We start from the raw sequence: 18181 nt of genomic DNA, 5'->3' as shown, positions 1-18181 counted from the left end.
CGGCCTGACCGGCCGTCACCCACCGGTGCGGCTCCACCTGGTGGCGCCGTCCCCGTCGGCTGGCAGCTTGCCGTTCGCGGCCTTGGCGGCCGCGATGCCGCGGGCGAGCTGGAAGGCGGCGACCGGGTCGGCCTTGTCGGTCCAGGGTTCCGCACCGCACCAGGGGCCGATGAGCCGGAACTGCTCGAGTGCGGCGTCGTGGTCGCCGTTCTCGCCCAGGTAGTGCGCGAGCAGGTGCCGCAGGCGCGGCGGCTCCCGGGCGTCCTCGGGAACCTGACCGATCGATCGGGTGACCTCCGCCAGGACACCCTTGACCCTGGCAGTGGTCACGGCTGCCATGGCACCGTGTCGCTCGGTGAGTTCGGACAGCGCGTGCAGGTGGACGCCCGCTAGATGTATTGACCCGCAGCGTTGTTGACGCGGTTCAGCCCAGGGCGGGGTAGTCGCCGGCAGCGAGGTCGTCGATCAGGCGTGGGTGGGTGGGCCCCCAGCCGAACCGTTTCCGGGTCAGAGCGCTCGACGATGCCATGTCGAGGGCGAACACGCGACCGATGAGGCCGAAGCGCTCAGGCGGCGCCGACTCGACCGGCACCGCGAGAACGCCGCCGATGGCCTCGGCCAGTGACCTCATGGTGTCGCCCTCGTCGGCTACCGCGTGCAGGACCGTGCCCGGCGCAGCGTCCTCGAGTGCGATGCGGAACAGCCGGGCGGCGTCAAGCAGGTTGACCGCCGGCCATCGCTGCGTGCCGTCGCCGACGTACGCTGACACGCCCGTCTCCTGCGCGGCGGCGATGAGCACCGAGCAGAAGCCGTATGCCGACCCGCGTTGGTGCACGGAGCGCGGCAGCCGCACGACGGAGGACCGGACGCCTTGGGCGGCCAGGGTCAGCACCGCGTCGGAAGTGCGGCCGCGGCCACCGACCGGACCGTCGGTGGTGTCGCGGTCCTCCTCGGTGGAGGTGTGGCCCGGCACCATCGGCGTGAGGCCGGCATGCACGAACGGATTGCCACTGCCTTCGAGTGCGGCGGCGAGGGTCTGCACGGCACGTGCTTCCTCGTCGATGCCCTCTTCCAAGTTGCTCCAGTCGTTGCTGAAGGCCAGGTTGATGACACCGTCGGCCTGCGCGGCGCCGGCGCGGAGGCTGTCGAGGTCGGTGAGATCGCCGCGGAGCGGCGTCCCGCCGGCGGCGGCGACGGCCGTGGCCGCGGCGTCGGAGCGGACGAGGCCGAGGACCTCGTGACCAGCGGTGATGAGTTCGGGAACGACAGCGGAGCCGATGCTGCCGCTGGCGCCAGTGACGAAAACGCGCATGGGAGGCTCCAGATGACTGCTGCGACGCTGCGTCGCAGGATGGGTGGGGCGAGGGTCAGGCGTGGCGGTCGTAGGTGTGTGGATCCACGGGTCGCTTGGACTTGGGAAGCCCGCCGACCACGAGACGGTAGGAGTCGGTCACGAGTTCCTTCACCAGCTTGTCGTCGATGGTGTCTCCGCCTTCCACTGTGATCCAGTGCCTCTTGTCCATGTGGTAGCCGGGGGTGATGCCCGCGTACTGCTCACGCAGGGCTGTGGCGTCGTCAGGATCGGCTTTCAGGATCAGGACGGGGCGTCCGGGTATGTCGGTCATGAGCATGAAGACTTTGCCGCCCACCTTGTGGAGCTCCCAGTCGGGGCCGAAACGATGCTCCTGGTCGGTGCCGGGCAGTTCCGCGGTGTAGTCGCGCGCGATCTTCTGCAGTTCCTGTCCGTCCAAGGTGATTGACTCCTCTGTCGGTTCGGGTCCTTGCGCCGGTCGGTGGCCGATGGCCGTGGCGTGGATCAGGACCATGACCTGCCGCTCGGACGGTGGGCCGTCCACCACCTACGGGAGGACGCGGATGACCGTCTTCCCGAGGCGTCGGGTGGTCGGGTTGAGGGCGCCGATGGCATCGTCGAGGCTCGCGACGTTGCCGATGTTGGTCCGCAGCCGTCCGTCCCGCACCCGCTGCACGATCTCACCGAGTTCGAGGCGATCGGCTTCGACGACGAAGTCAATGGCCAGGCCGTCAGCGGGCCGCGCTTCGACCGGGCCGACGATGGACACCAGTGTTCCTCCGGCCTTGACCAGGGCGGCGGACTGCTTTTGAACGTCGCCACCGATGGCATCGAAGACCAGGTCGACGCCGCCGACGTCTTTCAGCGTGTCGTTCTCGAGGTCGACGAACTCGTGCGCGCCGAAGTCGAGCGCCTTGTCGCGGTCGGCGGCGCGTCCGGTGCCGATGACGTAAGCGCCGGCTTCACGTGCGAGCTGGGTCACCATCGTCCCGACTGCCCCGGCTGCGGCATGGGCGAGGACCGTCTGACCGGCCTGGAGGCGACCGTGCTGGAACAGGCCCTGCCACGCGGTCAGACCTGAGATCGGCAGGGACGCGCCCACCGTGAAGTCGACGTCGCCTGGCAGCGGTGCGAGGTTGCGTGCTTCGATCGCCACGTACTCCGCGAGGGTGCCGTCGCGGTGCCAGTCGGCGAGGCCGAACACCCGCTGCCCGACCGAGAGCCCCGTCGTGCCGTAGCCGAGAGCGGTGACCACTCCGGCCAGCTCGTGGCCGGGGATCGACGGTGTCTTGTCACGGCCGGCACGATCGGCCCAGGTGGACGGCCACTCCATCTCTGTGGGGACGAAGCCCGATGCGTGGATCCGAACGATGACGTCGTTGATCGCCGGGAGCGGCTCAGGCCGCTCCGTCAGCGTCATTCCGGCCGTTCCCGCGGCCTGGTCGGTGACCACAATGGCTTTCATCGAAATGGCTCTTCCTGGTAGGTGTGGTGGGTTTTGGTTTCCGGGTGGGTTTTTAGACGAAGGTGAACAGCTGGTCCGGGTCGAAGCGCGAGATCGGGGTGGTGTACACCCTCTCCGGGTCGGGGTAGCCGAGGGCCAGCAGCACCGTCGTGGTGTGTCCGTTCTCGCGGATCTTGAAGGCCTTGTCGACGCTGGTCGGGTCGAACCCTTCGAGCGGCGTGGCCTCGACGCCGAGCTCGGCGGCCGCCATCATGGTCAGGCCCACCGCCATGTAGGTCTGCTTCTCCATCCAGTGGTTCAGGTCCTTGTAGCCGTAGTTTCGAAGGTTGAGGAAGTCCCGGGTCATGGATTCCCACAACTCCTGCTTGGATGGATCAGGGAACCGGCCATCGGCCCTCTCCTTTGCGAACACCGCTTCGAGGTGGGTGTCGGGCAGATCCGCCCGGGTGGTGAGGATGATGGTGTGCGACGCGTTGAGGATCTTCTCGGCGTTGTCCCGGAATCGTTCGCCCAGGTTGTCGGCGAGCCGCTCCTTGCCTTCGGGCGTGGCCAGGACGTAGAAGTGGTTGGGCTGCACGTTCACCGATGACGGCGCGGAGCGCAGGAACCGCAGCAGCTGCTGAAGGGTTTCCCCCGGAATGGTCTTGCTGGGGTCGAAGTACCTGGTGAGATGCTTGTTCATGAGCTTGTCGAGATTCACGTGAATCCGCCTTTTTCTCGCGATGAGTGGGTGTGAGGAGCGGTGATGCGCAGCAATTGGGCTAGTTCGTTCCGCGGGCAAGTAGTTCGCTGATGCGTTCGAAGCTGATTCCTGTCGTCGCGGTGGTGAGGTCACCCGCGACGAGAGCCTTGATGGCCTGGTCGAGTGCCTCCATCGCGTGGGTGTAGAGCGCCGGACCCACGCTGATGCGCTTGACCCCGGCTTTCTGCAGTTCGGCGACGGTCAGCACCTCGTCCGCCGGCGAGATGAGGACGTTCACCGGTGTCGGCGCGACGGCGGTGACGATCGCGACGAGCGCGTCGAAGTCGGGTGGGTAAGGGGCGTAGAGCACATCCGCGCCAGCCTCCGCGAAGGCCGTCAGACGCCGGATGGTGTCGTCGAGATCGGGCCGCCCCTGGATGAAGTTGTCGGTGCGGCCGGTGACGACGATGCGCCCCTTGGCGGCCTCGACGGCGCTCCGTATGCGGTTGACCGCCTCGTCGAAGTCGCGGATCGGTTGATCGGGATTGCCCGAGGTGTCTTCGATCCCGATACCGGCCAGGCCGGACTCGACGGCGGCTTCCACGGTCGCGGCGACGTCTTCGGGCGTGTCGCCGTAGCCGTCCTCGAAGTCCCCGTTGACGGGCAGCCCGGTGAGGCGGCCGAGCAGCCGCGCATGCTCAAGGTGCTCACCACAGGTGACTTCGTGACGCCCGTCGGACCGGCCGAGCGTGGTGGCGAGTGCCGCCGATGACGTCGCGATCGCCTCGAAGCCGGCATCGGCCAGCATCAGCGCCGACAGGCCGTCCCATGCGTTCGGCATGACGAGGCCGCCGTCGCGGGTGTGCAGCGCCATGAATTTCTCATAGAGGTCGGAGCCCGGCATATCGAACCTTTCCGAGTGATCGTTTTTGGGTGGAGAGGGGTCTACCGGTTGTGTGCGCAGCCTGGACGGGGGTCCCGGCAATCAGCCGGGCGCTTGGCTGTCCGCAGGGGACCGCCTTCTCCAAACGTACCGCAGATCGGCGAGTTTTTCGGACTGGATAGTCCTCTCCCTGCTGCGCTACACCCGGCTACTGTGCAGGCAGTCGCCATCTGTGGCGGCTGGGGCTCGGGAACGAGTGGACGAAAACGTCCTCGCGTGGTCACGCGCCCCGCTGGGCGGCCTTCGCCCGTCGGGGAAGTGCGGTCCCCGTACGGAGACCGCGACGAAACCCCGTGTGACGCAGTAGCGGGACTTCGCGGCGCCGCCTCGCCCCGGGGGCCGGCTCAGCTCCGGTGAGGCTCTGGCTTTCGGCGCGCATGAGCGTCGGGCGGCAGCGGGCTCTCCTGGTGCTGCTTCCTGGCGGACGGCTGGGCGTGGCGGATGGGGTCCCAGATGCGTTCGGGGCCGCCGTCGGTGTCGGGGGGCACGCCCAGGTGCGGAGGCCGGTGGGGGCGGGCGCGCAGGAAGGAGACCGGCCCGTCCAGGAGCCGTCCGGTCGCGGTGCCGTCGTCGTGGACGGTGAGGCGAGCCGGTTCCGGGGCGTGCATCCAGCCGCCCAGGGCGGCGAGGATCTGACCTCCGGGGCACGTCTGGGTGATCCACGGCTCGGGGATGGTGAGGACGCCGCAGGTAGCGATGACCCGGTCGTACGGGGCGCCTTCCCTGTGTCCGGCCGGGTCGTCGCCGGTGATCAGGTCGGGGCGTGGCCGAGGGCGACCAGGTCGTCTCCGAGGCGGTGACTCAGCAGCGCGGTGGAGTAGCCGGGTGCGGGTGCCGTCGCATGACCGGAATACGACCTCGGCTTGTCGAATCAACGTTGTCACGGGCGACCCGGAAGGCCTCTTCCGGCGCGGTTGTGCGGCAGCCAGTCCTTGCACGTTGGCCAAGGTGCCGCGCCGCCGTCTTGGCTGGTCGGCGGTCGTGACCGGTTGCCGCTCGCAGACGGACGGTGCTTGCCGTCCGTTCGGCGAGCGGCGTCGGCCGGATGTTGGAGAGATCGGTCCGGCGGAAGACCGTCAGCTCACCGCACGCGGGTACCGGCGCGGAAGACTGCCTGAACGTCGAGGACGGCTGCGGGATCATGCGCAAGGTCCCCGCCCACGACGAGAAGGTCCGCGTCGGCACCGACGGAGATGCGGCCCTTGCGGCCCTCGACGTGGCACAGGCGGGCCGCCGAGCTGGTCATGGACCTGAGCGCGTCCAGCGGCGCGACGCCCAGCCGGGCGAGGTCGGCCACGCCGTGGGGGAGGACGTTGTGGGGCTTCCAGGGCCCGATGCCGGCGTCCGATCCGATGACGACCTGGGCACCGTGCTTGTGCAGGTTGCGGTACGTGTCCAAGACGCTGTTGACATGTGCGGACATGGCATGCGCGGTCATGGCCCTCGGCGGCTGGACGGCTTGTCCGGGGGCCAGGCCCAGCGTCAGGCTGACGAAGGTTCCCTTCCTTGCGATGGTGTCGATGAGATCGGGGTCGGTGGCGACGCCGTCGGCGCTGAGGAAGGAGACGTGTTCCAGGCTGTCGACGCCCGCTTCAACGGCGTCGCTGATGGCCTGGATGCCGTGCGCGTGGGCAGCCACCGGCAGCCCGAGGCGGTGCGCCTCGTCCACGACGGCACGCAGGTCATCAAGGCTGTACTGGGATGCGTGCGGCGGCACCGAACCGGGTGTCATGTGGCCGCCGCTGGCCATGATCTTGACGACGGTGCAGCCGCGGGTGTGACGCTCGCGGACGGCGGCACGGAGTGCTTCGGCGCCCTCGACCTCGCCGCCGAGGAAGTGGCAGTGGCCGCCGGGCGTGGTCAGCGGAGGGCCGGCGGCCAGGATCTCCGGACCCCGCTCCGGGTGTTCGGTCATCTCCTCCACGAGAGTCAGCGAGAGGTAGCCGCGGTCGCCGAGGTCGCGCATCGTGGTGATGCCGGCCAGTAGGGCGGACTGGGCGGCGGCCCGCATGTGTGCGAGCAGGTCACTGTCGGAGGCGGAGACCAGGGACGTCATGGGGTCCGGTCCTGCGTCGAAGGCGAGATGGACGTGAGTGTCGATCAGGCCGGGCAGCAGACAGGCCGAGACGCCGAAGTCGATGACCACGCTGCCGTCGACGGGCAGCGCGCCGGTTCGGTCGACGCGCACGATACGGTCCCCCGAAACATGCACAGTGGCCGGACCCGACAGGGTGTATCCGTCGAACATCGAACCGGCATGCAGGGCAAAGGAATTCAACAGTATTTCTCCGATCGGAAGGCGTGGGTCGCTCGGCGCCTCGGCACATGCGGAATTCGACTCTTGCCAGGTCGACGAGGGAGTTCGCACGGGAGCCCCGCCGACGGCCCCGTTTCGGCAGTGCGGGGGTCGCTCCTTGATGGGGGATGCTTCGCCGCCCGGGACGCACGGTGGGCGAGGACTGCCGCCTGTGAGGCTGCTGCCGCCGTCCCCGATACCCCCGCAAGGTCCGCGCCCCGTCAGGAAGACGACGGTGCCCCCACTGGTGTGACGACCGCGCCGTGAGCGTGCGACGGCGTCAGCCGAAGAATTTCTCCAGCTCGGCGGCGAGCGCTGCAGGCTGCTCTTCCGCGATGTAGTGACCGCTGTCGGCGATGGTGGCGAAGCGGATGTCGGTGGCCTTGCCCTCCATCATCGCCTGCACCACGGCCACGTACTGGCCACCCAGTCCCAGGACGGGCATCGTCAGCGGCGGGTAGGAGTTGTTGTCGGCCAGGTCCTGGTGGAACGTCCGGTACACGCCGAAGGCCGCAGCCACCGCTTCGGGCGCGTCGTAAGCCGCGGCGTACAGGGCACGGCTTTCCTCGCTGATCCGCTCCGGGTGGAGCGCCAGGTGCTCGGTCGACCAGTCGATGATGTGCCGGAACCGTCCCGCCAGCAGCTTGACGGGCAGGCCGTCGACCTGGCTCAGCGGATACCACCAGGCGTTCGGCTGTTCCGGGGTGGGGAAGGGGCTGATGACGTCGAGGAATATCTGGGAGAAGGGTCCGCCCTCCCAGATGGCGAGCTTCTTCGTGGCCTGGGGGTGGTTGGCGGCGAAGCTGTAGGCGACCATCGCCCCGATGTCCCCGCCGGCGATGTTGACCTGCTCGTGGCCCAGGCCACGGATCAGTTCGTAGACGTCCTGCGCCATGTTCTTCTTGTCGTAGCCGCCGGCGGGCTTGTCCGACGCGCCTTGCCCGCGGTAGTCCACGGCGATGACGCGGAAGCGCTGCGCCAGTGGGGGGAGGAGTTCGCGCAGAGCGTGCACGGTGCGCGGCCATCCGTCCATGAGGACGAGCGGCTCGCCCTCGCCCCCGGTGATGTAGTGCAGCCGGGTGCCGTTCACCTCGGCATAGCCGTGTTCGAATCCTTCGAGCATGTTTGGTTCTCCTGTGTGCGATGGCGGTCACTTGCCCGGAAGTCGGGCCATGACCAGGTGAGCGCGGGCCTTGGCGGCGGATGCCCCCCTGCATGACGGGCACCTGGCGCCTTCGTTTGCCGCAACGCGGTCGGGCCGGGGGGGTGTGGAGTTCAGGAGGGTTCTGGAAGGATGATCGACTTCGCCAGCCCGGCCATGATGTCGAACCGGGCGAGCTGGTCGTCGTCGATGACCGACGGGGGCCCCTCACCGGGCCTGGCGGGGAGGGCGTGATCGACGAAAATCTGTTCCAGCCCCGGAGGCGTGAAGATGAAAATCATCCTTGCGGCGTGGCTGGCCTTGTTCTTGAAGCGGTGACGGACCCCCCGGGGGATGTGGATGAAGTCGCCCGCGACCGCGGTGAAGAGATGGTCCCCGTCGAGGAACTCCAACTCCCCGTCGAGGATGTAGAACGTCTCCTCCTGCTCGGGGTGCGCGTGAGGAACGGGTCCGCCGCCGGCCGGAACCGTGGCCTCGATGAAGCCCATCCCGCCGTTGGTCTGCGCGCCCGTGGCCTTGATCGTGTAGACGTCACCCGCGGCCCACACCGTCGGGCCCTTGCCTGACGGCACGTGGAACGCGCCGCGCTTGTTCCAGTGCGGGTCGTGTGAGTCGAGATCGGCCAAGGAAAAGGTCATCGGTCCCTCGAAGTCTGGCTGGGATTGACATGGAAGGCGTCCCAGCCGCCCGAGCGGACCTGTGACGCATCGTGAAACTGGGCATGCCGCCGGCCGGCCGGGAAGGGGGAGCGTCAGGCGCCTCGGCGGAGAGGAGCGCCTTCGATCCGCCAACAGCCGGTGTTCCGCGCGAGGATGCGCGGAGTGATCACATCTGGATCGTGCAGGGCAACCCCGTGCCCGGGGTCTCCGCGATCAAGGCATACGTATCGTCGACCGTCCCGGGCGTGACCGCGAGGAGCCGTCCGGCTCCGCAGCCGCTCGGGACAGGGGCCGTACTGAAGCAGGTACGAACCCGTAACTGATCGCGAAGTCGCACAGGAGCCCGGCAACGCCCCAACCGACCCGGGCAATTACCTTGCGGAATTTCATTCGCGGCCTTTCGGTTCATCGTGATTGCGAGGCGGATGGCTCGGAGCGCTGCCTGGCGCCTTCGTCACCCCACTGCGGATGGGGTCGTGAGCCGCGCAGGGGCGCGACAGCCTGCCGTCCGCCGCGAAGCGACCGTGCTGGTCGCAGTCATGGGCGAAGGGTGTGATCGGCGCTGCGACCCGACAAGGGCGCGGCGAGTGGCCGAGCTCAGTCCGTGGACGGCCGGACCTCGACAGGAAGGGACCGCTTGCCCAGGTTCCGCCAGGCTATGGCGCCCAGGAGCGGGGTCAGGACCATGATGACGAGCCAGCCTGCCTTGGGCAGCATGCGAATGCGGGCTGCGGGGGTCCTGATGCAGTCGATCAGAGCATAGATGTACAACACCGCGATTATCGCGTATATCGCGCATACCAGCACTGTCGTCATGGGGCTATCTCCTGTGCCGCAGCAGTGATTACCGCAGGCAGTCCGGCAGATCCCCTGTCGTGCCCGGTAGTTGTGGTCACGATGATTCCGCCCTTCCTGTGATCGTTACGGGTGGCTCGGTGCGCAGCCAGGCAACTTCGTTGCCCCTGAGCGAATACGGTCAGGAGTTGGCCGGGCGGCGCGATCCGCAGGCCCGCTCCGCTGCCACTTCCTCAGGTGGACGAGACAGCCACCGCCAATGTGACGGGTGCGCAGGGACTTGCTGACGAAGGGGCGCTCGCGTGCCATCGGCCAAGCGCGTCTTGGCAGGAGGCGGAACATCCCTGGGGCCGGTGTGCCGGCCAAGGGACTGGTGCCTGGCCGCCGGCCTGCCCCGTCCCGGCAGCCCCGCGCGCCCTCGCATCCCCTGCCCGATTGCCGAGGCCGTCCTCGACCAGGGACCGGACTCCTTCTCGCCACTTCGACTCGGGCTTGTGGGCGGGCAGTTGGAAGACGCGGAGTCAGTCAGCATCCGCGGCTACGGCCCTTGGAAGGCGGTGAGGGCGACAGTTGTCGCCCGGTCGACGTCGGCCGTTGATTCGGCGACCGAGATCGGCGACGCGATCCCTTGGGCGGGTGCCGGCCGTTTCCCGGGTGCGACCGACGGTCTGTGTCGCCGTGTCCATCGGTGAGATCGCGGTCTTCTCCGCCCGGTCCATGAGGCCCTCCGTCCCGGGTCGGCGCGCGGCCGGGCGACCCCACGGCCTGGTCAACTCGAGGGCGTCGAAGCGGACGTGGCCGGCGATGCGGATGGCCCGCCGCTGCAGATGTCGACCGGCCGAATCGTGCCGCCGCCACCACGACGTCCCGTGGCCGTGGCGTCATTGGGACATGTTGCATCCGCGACATGCGGATACCAGTGACATGTGCTGGGACACCACTGATTCTGTCGTGCAGCTCATGAACTGGCTCGACTGGGGCAGAGGAGCGGGCGCGCGCGGCGCCGGAGCGGACCTGGTGGACGACACCGCCACCGCTGTGCTCTAGCGCGACGGACAGCAGATCGCCGAGTCGAGCCAGGGCACGTGGGGCGACATCGAGGTGCCCGCGGGCGATGCCGAGTACCGGCTGGACCTGGAGACCACCCGGGTGTCGGACGACTGCGCTTCGGCGCCGGCACCCGTACCTCGTGGACGTTCCGCTCCGGTGCCGCCGCCGACACGACGCTGCTGCCGCTGCTCCACGTCGATTACGCCGTGCCGGTCGACGCCCGCAACGCGGTCGGCTCGCAGCGCACGCACGACCTGGGACTGAACGTCCGGATGCAGGACGGCATGGCGGCACCGCGCGGCGTGCGGCGTTCGGTCGAGACCTACTACGACGACGGGAAGACCTGGGCCACGGCACGTACGGCCCCCAAGGGCAGTGGCTTCACCGCCACCGTGCAGCGGCTGGCCAAGGTGCACGGCGACGCGTATGTGACGTTGCGCGTCACCGCGAAGGACGCGGCCGGCAACTCCGTCCGGCAGACGATCGATCGCGCCTACCTGCGCAGTGGCGCACGGTGACAGGGACCCTAGCGCTGACAAGTACCTCGTGAAGTCGCGGCGGGTGCCGGGGTATGTGAGCCCCGGCACCCGCACCCTGCCAGGAGCGCATGCGGCCCGGCGCCCCGCGGGACATCGACCACGCGGCAGACGGTCCAGGTCGCCCTTGCGGCGCCTACCGGCGGTTCCTCGCCGCGGCGGTGGCGCGGTAGGGGGCCAGGAAAGTGGTGAGCGCCGCCAGCAGTTCCTGCGGGGCCTCCTCGGCAACCCAGTGGCCGCTGCCCGGGATGACCAGGGACTGCACGTCGTCTGCCGCGAGCTTCATGGTGGTCGTCACTCCCTCTCCGACGCTTTGCGCTCCACCGATGGCGAGGACGGGGATGGTCAGGCGTCGCTTCACGCGGTCGGCGTTCTGCACGAAGGTGGTGTCGAGGTCGCGGTACCAGCCGAAGCTGCCGCCCAGGGCGTGGCGGTGCGAGGTGAGGGACTCGATGTAGTACCGGATGGCGTAGTCGGGCAGCTTCCGTGCGGCCTTGGTGTCGAGCTGCCAGCCGAAGTAGACGTCCTCCCGGCCTGCGACCAGGAGCTCGTTGACGTCGTCGAGCCGGTTGAAGGGGAAGTGCCAGAGCATGTTGTTGGCCTGGGCGGGGCCGAGCAGAGGCGGTGAGGGCGTCACACCGGGAATGACGGCTTCCGCGACGGCGAGACGGTCCACGCGGTGAGGATGGTCCGCTGCGAGCGCGTAGCCGATCGGCATGCCGGTGTCATGGCCGACGACCGCGAAGCGTTCGTGGCCGAGGGTGTCCATCAGCGCGGCCAGATCGTTCGCGAGGGTGGCGGTGTCGTAGCCGTCCCGGGGCTTGTCGGTCAGCCCGATGCCGCGCTGGTCCACGGCGATGACCGTGTGGTTCCGCGCCAGCACCGGCATGATCATGCGCCAGGCGTACCAGTTCTGCGGCCAGCCGTGTATCAGGAGCAGGGGCGGCCCGTCGCCGCCGACGATGGCGTGCTGACGTATGCCACCGGCCTGGATGAGCCGGCTGGTGAACGTCCGACGGAACCCTTCGGGGAGCCCGGGAACACCGGACACGGATCCGAAGCCCTTCGGGGTCGGCCGCGGAGCGGCCGTGGCGGGCAGAGCGGAGACACCGGTGAGCGCGAGACCGGCAGTGACGGCTGCCGCGCCGCCGACGAAAGCGCGCCGGGAGACCTGGCGCGGCGGCTGGTCCGGGCGCGATGACGGCATGCCTGGACCAACCTGGCCGGGCGGTTCGATGGGGGAGGGGTTCACACTCGGTTCCTTTTGTGGTGGTGATCAAACGGCGCCGGCGGGGAAAGGCGCCCGGCGACGGGGTGCCGGCAGTGCCCGATGGCGTGGCGTTGCGCCTGTACGAGCCGCCTTGCGTCCCTGTACGCGGCACGCATGTACATACGAGGAACATGTAAGAGCATATGCTCCTATTTTTGGAAGGGTGATGCGGTGTGCTCTGGGTCATTCCGGAGGGGGTGGTACCGCGCGGCACCGATGATGGATCTTCCCAATTAAGAGCAGATACTCGTATAATGCAGGGGAGCCTGTGGAGGACGCAATGACAAGTGCCACGTCGAAGGCGGACCTGTGCAACAACCTGGCGCTGCGGAAGGCGTCGCGGTACCTCGGCGCGACGTACGACAGGGCGCTGGCCCCGCTCGGTCTTCGGGCGACGCAGTTCAGCATCCTGCAGCAGCTCAGCGTCCACGAGGAGATGACGATCACCGCCCTCGCCGACGTGATCGCCATGGACCGTACGACCATGGCCTCCAACCTCAAGCCCCTCGCTCGCGAAGGACTCGTCACCGTCGAACCGTCGGCAACCGACCGCCGTGCGCGCATCGTCGCCGTCACGCCCGCCGGCCTGGCCCGGATGAAGGCGGCACTCCCGCGGTGGGAGGGGGTGCAGGCCGAATTCGAGAAGGAGTTCGGTGCCGAGAACGCGGCCCGGATGCGCGCCTTCCTCGATGCCGTCCTCGACACCGGCTTCGATCCCTGGGCTGAGTGAACTGCGACTGAGTCGTGCTGGGCGGTCCGTCGCCCACAGGCGAGGTCTTTCGCGGTAGCGCCGTGCAGCTATGCCTCGGCCGTGCTGTGGACCTCGAACCCGGCATGGCGGGCGAAGACCTGCGAGGGCGTGTGAGAGGGCCTTGCCCTTCACTCAATAGGAGCATATGCTCCTATTAGTGAGATGGCGGCCCTCCGCGGCCGCCCGAAGAGAGTGGTCAGCGCGCAGCTCAGCGCTTCCCCGACTCCAGGCCCCTTGAAGCGGCCGCTTCCAGTGCCTGCCGAGCGCCGCCTCCGGTCATCGCAACCGCCGAGAGATCGCCGACCCCGCATCGTGAGAAGGAACCACGTCATGACCCTTGTGAAGGCAGCTGCCGTCCAGATCAGCCCCGTGCTCTACAGCCGTGCGGGCACGGTCGCGAAGGTGGTGGAGAAGATCCGAGAGCTGGGACGGAAGGGTGTCCGGTTCGCGGTCTTCCCGGAGACCGTTGTCCCGTACTACCCCTACTTCTCCTTCGTGCAGCCGCCCTACACCATGGCCAAGGAGCACCTGCGGCTGATGGAGGAGGCGGTGACCGTGCCGTCCGCCGACACGGATGCGATCGGCGCGGCGGCCCGCGAAGCCGGCGTGGTCGTCTCGATCGGCGTCAACGAACGTGATGGCGGCTCCCTGTACAACACGCAGCTGCTGTTCGACGCCGACGGCACGCTGCTCCAGCGCCGCCGCAAGATCACGCCGACGTACCACGAGCGCATGGTCTGGGGGCAGGGCGACGGCTCCGGGCTGCGTGCCGTGGACAGCGCCGTCGGTCGCGTCGGCCAGCTCGCCTGCTGGGAGCACTACCAGCCCCTCGCCCGCTACGCCCTGATCGCCGACGGTGAGCAGATCCACGCCGCCATGTTCCCCGGCGCGTTCGGGGGTCCGCAGTTCGCGCCGCAGATGGAGGTGGCCATCCGTCAGCACGCGCTGGAGGCGGCCGCTTTCGTCGTCAACGCCACCGCCTGGCTCGACGCCGACCAACGGGCGCAGCTCGCGGCGGACACCGGTGCCCCGGCCGGGGTGTTCTCCCAAGGGTTCTTCACCGCCATCGTCGACCCCGAAGGCGGCATCATCGGCGAGCCGCTCACCTCGGGTGAGGGAGAGGTGATCGCCGATCTGGACCTCACGATGATCGACCGGCGCAAGCGCCTGATGGACGCCCGGGGCCACTACGGCCGCCCCGAATTCCTCAACCTGCAGATCGACCGCACCCCCACCGCACCGCTGCTTGACCGCAGCACCCACACGCCGGTCCAGCGCGTCCACATACCCAACGACGGCCTGCACTCGGAAGTCTGAGGCCACCCCGCGTCAGGAGGCGTTGCCGCTGGTTGGCACGCCTCCTGTCCGGTGCCACGGCGCGTCCGGACCGGCCGGCCTCGCCGAGAATGCTGGTCAAGCAGAGCACCGTGTGACCTTGGAGCGCACGTGCGCAAGCTTGTCCGGGTTGAGGACCCTGCGGTAGGCGGTGATCAGGCCGTCCTCGATTTCCACCGTGTCCACGGAGACGGCTCGCCCGTCCCTGCGGAGGAGGAGCGCCGGCTCGCCTCCGACCTCGATGACCTCAATACTGTCCGCGCGCAACAGGCGCCCCGCCCGCATCATCACCATGGCGATGCGCGCGCCGCCCCGGATGACCTTGCGCGCCGCGACGACCCTGCCGCCACCGTCGGTGACATATACGGCATCGGGGTGCAGCAGACGCACCAGGCCGGCCATGTCCCCCTCTTCGTAGGCACTGCGGAAGGCGGCGATGAGGTGCTCGCGCTCCGCCCGGGAGGCGTCCACGGTGCGCTGCCTGGCCCCTGCCACCTTCCGCCGTGCTCGTGAGGCGAGTTGTCGGGCGGCCGCCACCGAGATGCCGAGCACGTCGGCGATCAGGCTGAACTCGAAACCGAACACGTCGTGGAGGACGAAGGCCACACGCTCGGGCGGCTTCAGTTCCTCCATCACCACGAGCATGGCGGATCCGACGGATTCGTCGACCAACACCGGCTCAGAGGCGTCCGGCCCCGTCAGCAGGGGCGCCGGCAACCACGGCCCGACATAGGTTTCCCTTCGGGCGCGGGCGGACTTGAGGATGTCATACGACCGTCGCGCCGCCACCGTGACCAGCCAGGCCCGCAGGTCACGGACGTCGCGTAGGTCGGCTGTGGCTGCCCGCAGCCATACGTCCTGGGCCACGTCCTCGGCATCGGCCACGCTGCCGAGCAAGCGGTACGCCGCTCCGAAGACGGCGGGCCGGAGGGTTTCCCACTCGTTCTCGAGCATCCCAGGTGGCCTGGGTGTATGCGTCACGTCCATCGACGTGGCCTCCTTCGCCCCGGTGTTCAGGTGAGCACCTCCCTGCACGGGGAGTACATGCTGAGAGAGGCCCATGTCGTGCAGACCTGTCGGTCGCGCTCGAGGGCCCGGCGCACATGTCGCCTCGGCGGCAGCGTGCGCTTGCGCCCTCTGCTGGAACGTCGAGCGACATGTGACCAGCGGTTTCACCGGGCCTCACCAATAGGAGCATATACTCTTAGTGCCGAGGCCCTGACGGTGGCCTCACCCCCGCGCGAGCCGGATCGAAGGCTTGTCGTCGGCAAGATAGGAGCATATGCTCCTATTTGTTCACCGGAACCACCGGCAACCGATCGACACGCAAGCCCGCCCCGGCCGCAGCTTCGAAGGAGACACGACATGACGAACGCGGAAAGCAGTGACACCGACCGCCAGGGACTCAGCTACTACCCGTGGTGGCTGGACAACCTGGCCGAGGACGTCACACTGGAAGGCGCCGCCATGAACGGCACCGCGCGTGGCGCGGAAGCGGTTCGCGCCATCGTGGTCAAGGCCCGCGAACTGTATGAGTTCCAGGACTTCGGCTTCACCGGAGACTTCGGTGACAACGGCTTCCTCGAGATCTACGACGCCTCGGTCCTCGGCGAGCCCATGAAGGTCGTCGTCACGGTCACCTGCAACGCCGACGGACAGGCCCAGGAACTCGCGGTGCTCCATCGGCCGCGCAACACGCTGCTGCTCTTCTCCCGCGAGATGAACAAGAAGTTCGCCGGCACCCCCCTCGCCGAACACTTCCTCGCCGACGAGTCCTGAGGCGATGGTCGGGCCGTCCGGCCCCGTCGGCCACGAGGGGGTGGATCCGATGTTCGTTGCGCGCGCCCGCCGGTCGTGCTTGGCTCGCCGGATGAACTTTCTCTTGACGGCGAGTGGCCTGCGCAACGAGACCCTGCGGGATGCGCTGCGGGACATGCTGGGAAAGCCGTTCGGATCGGTGAACGTCGTGTTCGTTCCCACGGCGTCGGTCGCCGAGCCCGGGGACCACGGGTGGGTTGTCGAGGACATGAACCGGCTGCACGGCCTCGGCTGGCGGGAGTTCGACGTCCTGGAGCTGAACGGCCTGCCCCGGCAGATGGTGCTCGACCGGCTGCTCCACGCCGACGTCATCTATGTCGAGGGCGGCAGTCACTACCACCTTGCGCGCAGCATCACGGGCAACGGCCTGGCCGACGGCTTCCTGGAGGCGCTGGAGAGCCGGGTCTACGTGGGGGTCAGCGCCGGATCAATGATCTTCAGTCGTCATCTCACCGGGCATTCGGCCGACGTCATCGGGGACACTGCGGACCTCCACGTGCTCGGTGCGACGACCGTGGAGCCGCCGTTCGGCCTCTTCGACTGGTATCTCAAGCCCCACCTGTACTCGCCGGATTTTCCCGAGCGGGATGACGCCTGGGCTGATCGCATCGTTGCGCGGGCGGACTTTCCGATCTACTTCATCGACGACGAGACAGCCGTTCGCGTCAGGGACGGCAAGGTGGATGTCGTCTCCGAAGGCCGGTGGCGGTTCCATCCGTGACTCAGCCCCTGGTGGCCGCAGGAAGTCTTCGCCTTAGGTGAGTTCGCCTTGTCATCGCCTACGCCGACACGCGCCGGCCCTTCGACGTCGCCGTACGGGCCGCGGGGTCGACGCCCCTCCTGCGTGAGTGGCGGATCTCCAGTGCCACCGCACCATCGGGCAATAAGAACGCGTCGTACCACCGCACCCGCCGGGCGGTGACTCCCGGGGGTATTGGACGACCTGTGGCATCAGGCCTTCGGCAACGTACGGTGCCGAACCGATGGGTGGCTGCACCGTACCCACACGTCTAGTGTGGAATAACGAGGTAGCGACTCCAAGTAGGTGCATCAATGAGCATCGGAACAGGAAAGACCAACAGGCTCATCACGGCATTGAAGACCCTCCTGGAAATCTCCGTCACCTCGGGCTCCGGAGGATGGGGCGAAAGCCGCCGGCATAGTTCGATGGTGGAGCCGTCGCCATCGACTTACCCGCAATCTCAACCACCCGCTGGGTTTCGGTCCGAGTACGCGGAAGTGAATGGCTTCCGTATGCACTACATGCGGGGCGGAAAAGGCTCGCCCGTGGTGATGATCCACGGGTTCCCCCAGACGTGGTCCGAGTGGCGGCAGCAGATGGGCCCGCTCTCCATGACTCACACCGTGATCGCCGTCGACCTGCGTGGCACCGGCAACTCACAGGTCACGAAGAGTGGTTACCAGGCCGCACAATTGGCTGAGGACGTGCATCAGCTGCTGGAGCAGCTGGGACTGAACAACGGCATCCAGGTGGTCAGCCACGATGTCGGCGTGTGGGTCGCCTACGCCTACGCGGCGCAGTGGCCGTCGGAGGTGCGCCGCATGGCCGTGATGGAAGCCCCCATCGCGGATGACAGCGCCTACGGCTTCCCCGTTCTGAACGTTGACCCGAACAAGCCCTCGCCGTGGCACTGGGGCATGTTCCAGATGCGTCTCGCCGAACATCTCATCGCCGGTCACGAGCGTGTCTTCATCGAAGAAATGATCACTGCGTACCTGGTGGGCAACAAGTCACCGTTCACGCCGTCGGACTATGACTATTACGCCCACTTCCTGAAGGAGCCCGGCCGCACGACGGCGTGGATGAGTGTATACCGGCAGCTCCGCGCGAACGTTCAGCAGAACAAGGAGTTCCTGGGCCAGGGCAAACTGGAGATGCCCATCCTCGCCGTTGGCGCGCAGGATTCCTTCGGTGGGATGATCGTCGACCAATGGCGTGATTACGCCGAGAACGTCGACGGACGAGTCCTGACAAATTCGGGACACTTCGTGACGGAGGAGAAGCCACAGGAAGTGACAGCCATGCTGCAATCCTTCCTGCAGAATTAGCTTTCACAGCCGAAAAGCCTTTTCCAACTTGTCTCCG

The 18181-nt window shown here is 68.0% G+C and carries 19 protein-coding genes and 1 pseudogene; 6 read left to right on the top strand and 14 right to left on the bottom strand.

The annotated features are described in order from the left end of the window. Positions 1-15: 15 nt before the first annotated feature. The 12 genes and pseudogenes from AC1VWI_RS07130 to AC1VWI_RS07075 all read right to left on the bottom strand — a co-directional run bounded on the left by AC1VWI_RS07130 (position 16) and on the right by AC1VWI_RS07075 (position 9290). Entirely contained in the window at positions 16-330 is a 315-nt protein-coding gene (locus tag AC1VWI_RS07130) for a hypothetical protein (protein WP_499510086.1), read from the bottom strand. A gap of 94 nt (positions 331-424) precedes the next feature. Beyond that, positions 425-1312, bottom strand: coding sequence for an SDR family oxidoreductase (locus AC1VWI_RS07125; protein ID WP_499510085.1), 888 nt, complete (start codon positions 1310-1312; stop codon positions 425-427). 55 nt (positions 1313-1367) lie between these two features. Continuing rightward, a complete protein-coding gene (locus AC1VWI_RS07120) occupies positions 1368-1751 on the bottom strand; it encodes an MmcQ/YjbR family DNA-binding protein (protein WP_499510084.1) in 384 nt (127 codons plus the stop codon). A 108-nt stretch (positions 1752-1859) separates the two neighbouring features. Further along, positions 1860-2777 carry an NADP-dependent oxidoreductase gene (locus AC1VWI_RS07115; RefSeq protein ID WP_499510083.1) on the bottom strand — a complete coding sequence of 306 codons (918 nt, stop codon included), beginning with the start codon at positions 2775-2777 and terminating at the stop codon, positions 1860-1862. Positions 2778-2829: 52 nt separating this feature from the next. Continuing rightward, a complete protein-coding gene (locus AC1VWI_RS07110; protein WP_499510082.1) occupies positions 2830-3477 on the bottom strand; it encodes a nitroreductase family protein in 648 nt (215 codons plus the stop codon). Positions 3478-3538: 61 nt separating this feature from the next. After that, the gene (locus tag AC1VWI_RS07105) at positions 3539-4333 is read right to left on the bottom strand and encodes an isocitrate lyase/PEP mutase family protein (RefSeq protein WP_499510081.1); all 795 of its coding nucleotides are present in this window, start codon (positions 4331-4333) and stop codon (positions 3539-3541) included. Positions 4334-4746: 413 nt separating this feature from the next. After that, positions 4747-5010: a hypothetical protein gene (locus tag AC1VWI_RS07100; RefSeq protein ID WP_499517069.1), complete on the bottom strand. Its 264-nt coding sequence runs from the start codon at positions 5008-5010 to the stop codon at positions 4747-4749. 66 nt (positions 5011-5076) lie between these two features. Beyond that, a pseudogene (locus AC1VWI_RS07095) lies at positions 5077-5286 on the bottom strand (hypothetical protein); the annotation flags it as partial. Positions 5287-5483: 197 nt separating this feature from the next. Next, positions 5484-6590 carry a metal-dependent hydrolase family protein gene (locus tag AC1VWI_RS07090; protein WP_499510080.1) on the bottom strand — a complete coding sequence of 369 codons (1107 nt, stop codon included), beginning with the start codon at positions 6588-6590 and terminating at the stop codon, positions 5484-5486. A 388-nt stretch (positions 6591-6978) separates the two neighbouring features. Next, entirely contained in the window at positions 6979-7821 is an 843-nt protein-coding gene (locus AC1VWI_RS07085; protein ID WP_499510079.1) for an alpha/beta fold hydrolase, read from the bottom strand. A gap of 152 nt (positions 7822-7973) precedes the next feature. Then, the gene (locus tag AC1VWI_RS07080) at positions 7974-8498 is read right to left on the bottom strand and encodes a cupin domain-containing protein (RefSeq protein ID WP_499510078.1); all 525 of its coding nucleotides are present in this window, start codon (positions 8496-8498) and stop codon (positions 7974-7976) included. A gap of 618 nt (positions 8499-9116) precedes the next feature. Then, positions 9117-9290: a PLD nuclease N-terminal domain-containing protein gene (locus AC1VWI_RS07075; RefSeq protein WP_499510077.1), complete on the bottom strand. Its 174-nt coding sequence runs from the start codon at positions 9288-9290 to the stop codon at positions 9117-9119. Between the two features lie 1109 nt (positions 9291-10399). On the opposite strand from AC1VWI_RS07075, the gene AC1VWI_RS07070 reads away from it, so the two are divergent. After that, entirely contained in the window at positions 10400-10882 is a 483-nt protein-coding gene (locus tag AC1VWI_RS07070; RefSeq protein ID WP_499510076.1) for a hypothetical protein, read from the top strand. 154 nt (positions 10883-11036) lie between these two features. On the opposite strand, the gene AC1VWI_RS07065 is transcribed toward AC1VWI_RS07070, so the two are convergent. Further along, complete coding sequence (locus AC1VWI_RS07065) at positions 11037-12107, bottom strand: alpha/beta fold hydrolase (RefSeq protein WP_499510075.1); 1071 nt, start codon at positions 12105-12107, stop codon at positions 11037-11039. Positions 12108-12450: 343 nt separating this feature from the next. Between AC1VWI_RS07065 and AC1VWI_RS07060 the strand changes: the two genes are divergently transcribed. Together AC1VWI_RS07060 and AC1VWI_RS07055 are read left to right on the top strand one after the other, a co-directional pair. Continuing rightward, entirely contained in the window at positions 12451-12900 is a 450-nt protein-coding gene (locus AC1VWI_RS07060; protein WP_499510074.1) for a MarR family winged helix-turn-helix transcriptional regulator, read from the top strand. A gap of 351 nt (positions 12901-13251) precedes the next feature. Beyond that, positions 13252-14238 (top strand): nitrilase-related carbon-nitrogen hydrolase, encoded by a 987-nt coding sequence (locus tag AC1VWI_RS07055; protein WP_499510073.1) that lies wholly within the window; start codon positions 13252-13254, stop codon positions 14236-14238. A gap of 96 nt (positions 14239-14334) precedes the next feature. Here the strand turns inward: AC1VWI_RS07055 and sigJ are convergent, their stop codons facing one another. After that, positions 14335-15210, bottom strand: a complete 876-nt coding sequence (gene sigJ / locus AC1VWI_RS07050; protein ID WP_499510072.1) for an RNA polymerase sigma factor SigJ — start codon at positions 15208-15210, stop codon at positions 14335-14337. Positions 15211-15621: 411 nt separating this feature from the next. On the opposite strand from sigJ, the gene AC1VWI_RS07045 reads away from it, so the two are divergent. From AC1VWI_RS07045 to AC1VWI_RS07035, 3 genes are all read left to right on the top strand, one after another. Continuing rightward, complete coding sequence (locus AC1VWI_RS07045) at positions 15622-16035, top strand: hypothetical protein (protein WP_499510071.1); 414 nt, start codon at positions 15622-15624, stop codon at positions 16033-16035. Between the two features lie 91 nt (positions 16036-16126). After that, a complete protein-coding gene (locus AC1VWI_RS07040; RefSeq protein ID WP_499510070.1) occupies positions 16127-16795 on the top strand; it encodes a Type 1 glutamine amidotransferase-like domain-containing protein in 669 nt (222 codons plus the stop codon). Positions 16796-17127: 332 nt separating this feature from the next. Further along, complete coding sequence (locus tag AC1VWI_RS07035; RefSeq protein WP_499510069.1) at positions 17128-18144, top strand: alpha/beta fold hydrolase; 1017 nt, start codon at positions 17128-17130, stop codon at positions 18142-18144. Positions 18145-18181: the final 37 nt, after the last annotated feature.

Source organism: Streptomyces sp. TOM-9 (assembly GCF_056858595.1).
The sequence above is the reverse complement of the archived record's forward strand: the minus strand, read 5'-3'. Positions and strand labels throughout refer to the sequence as shown.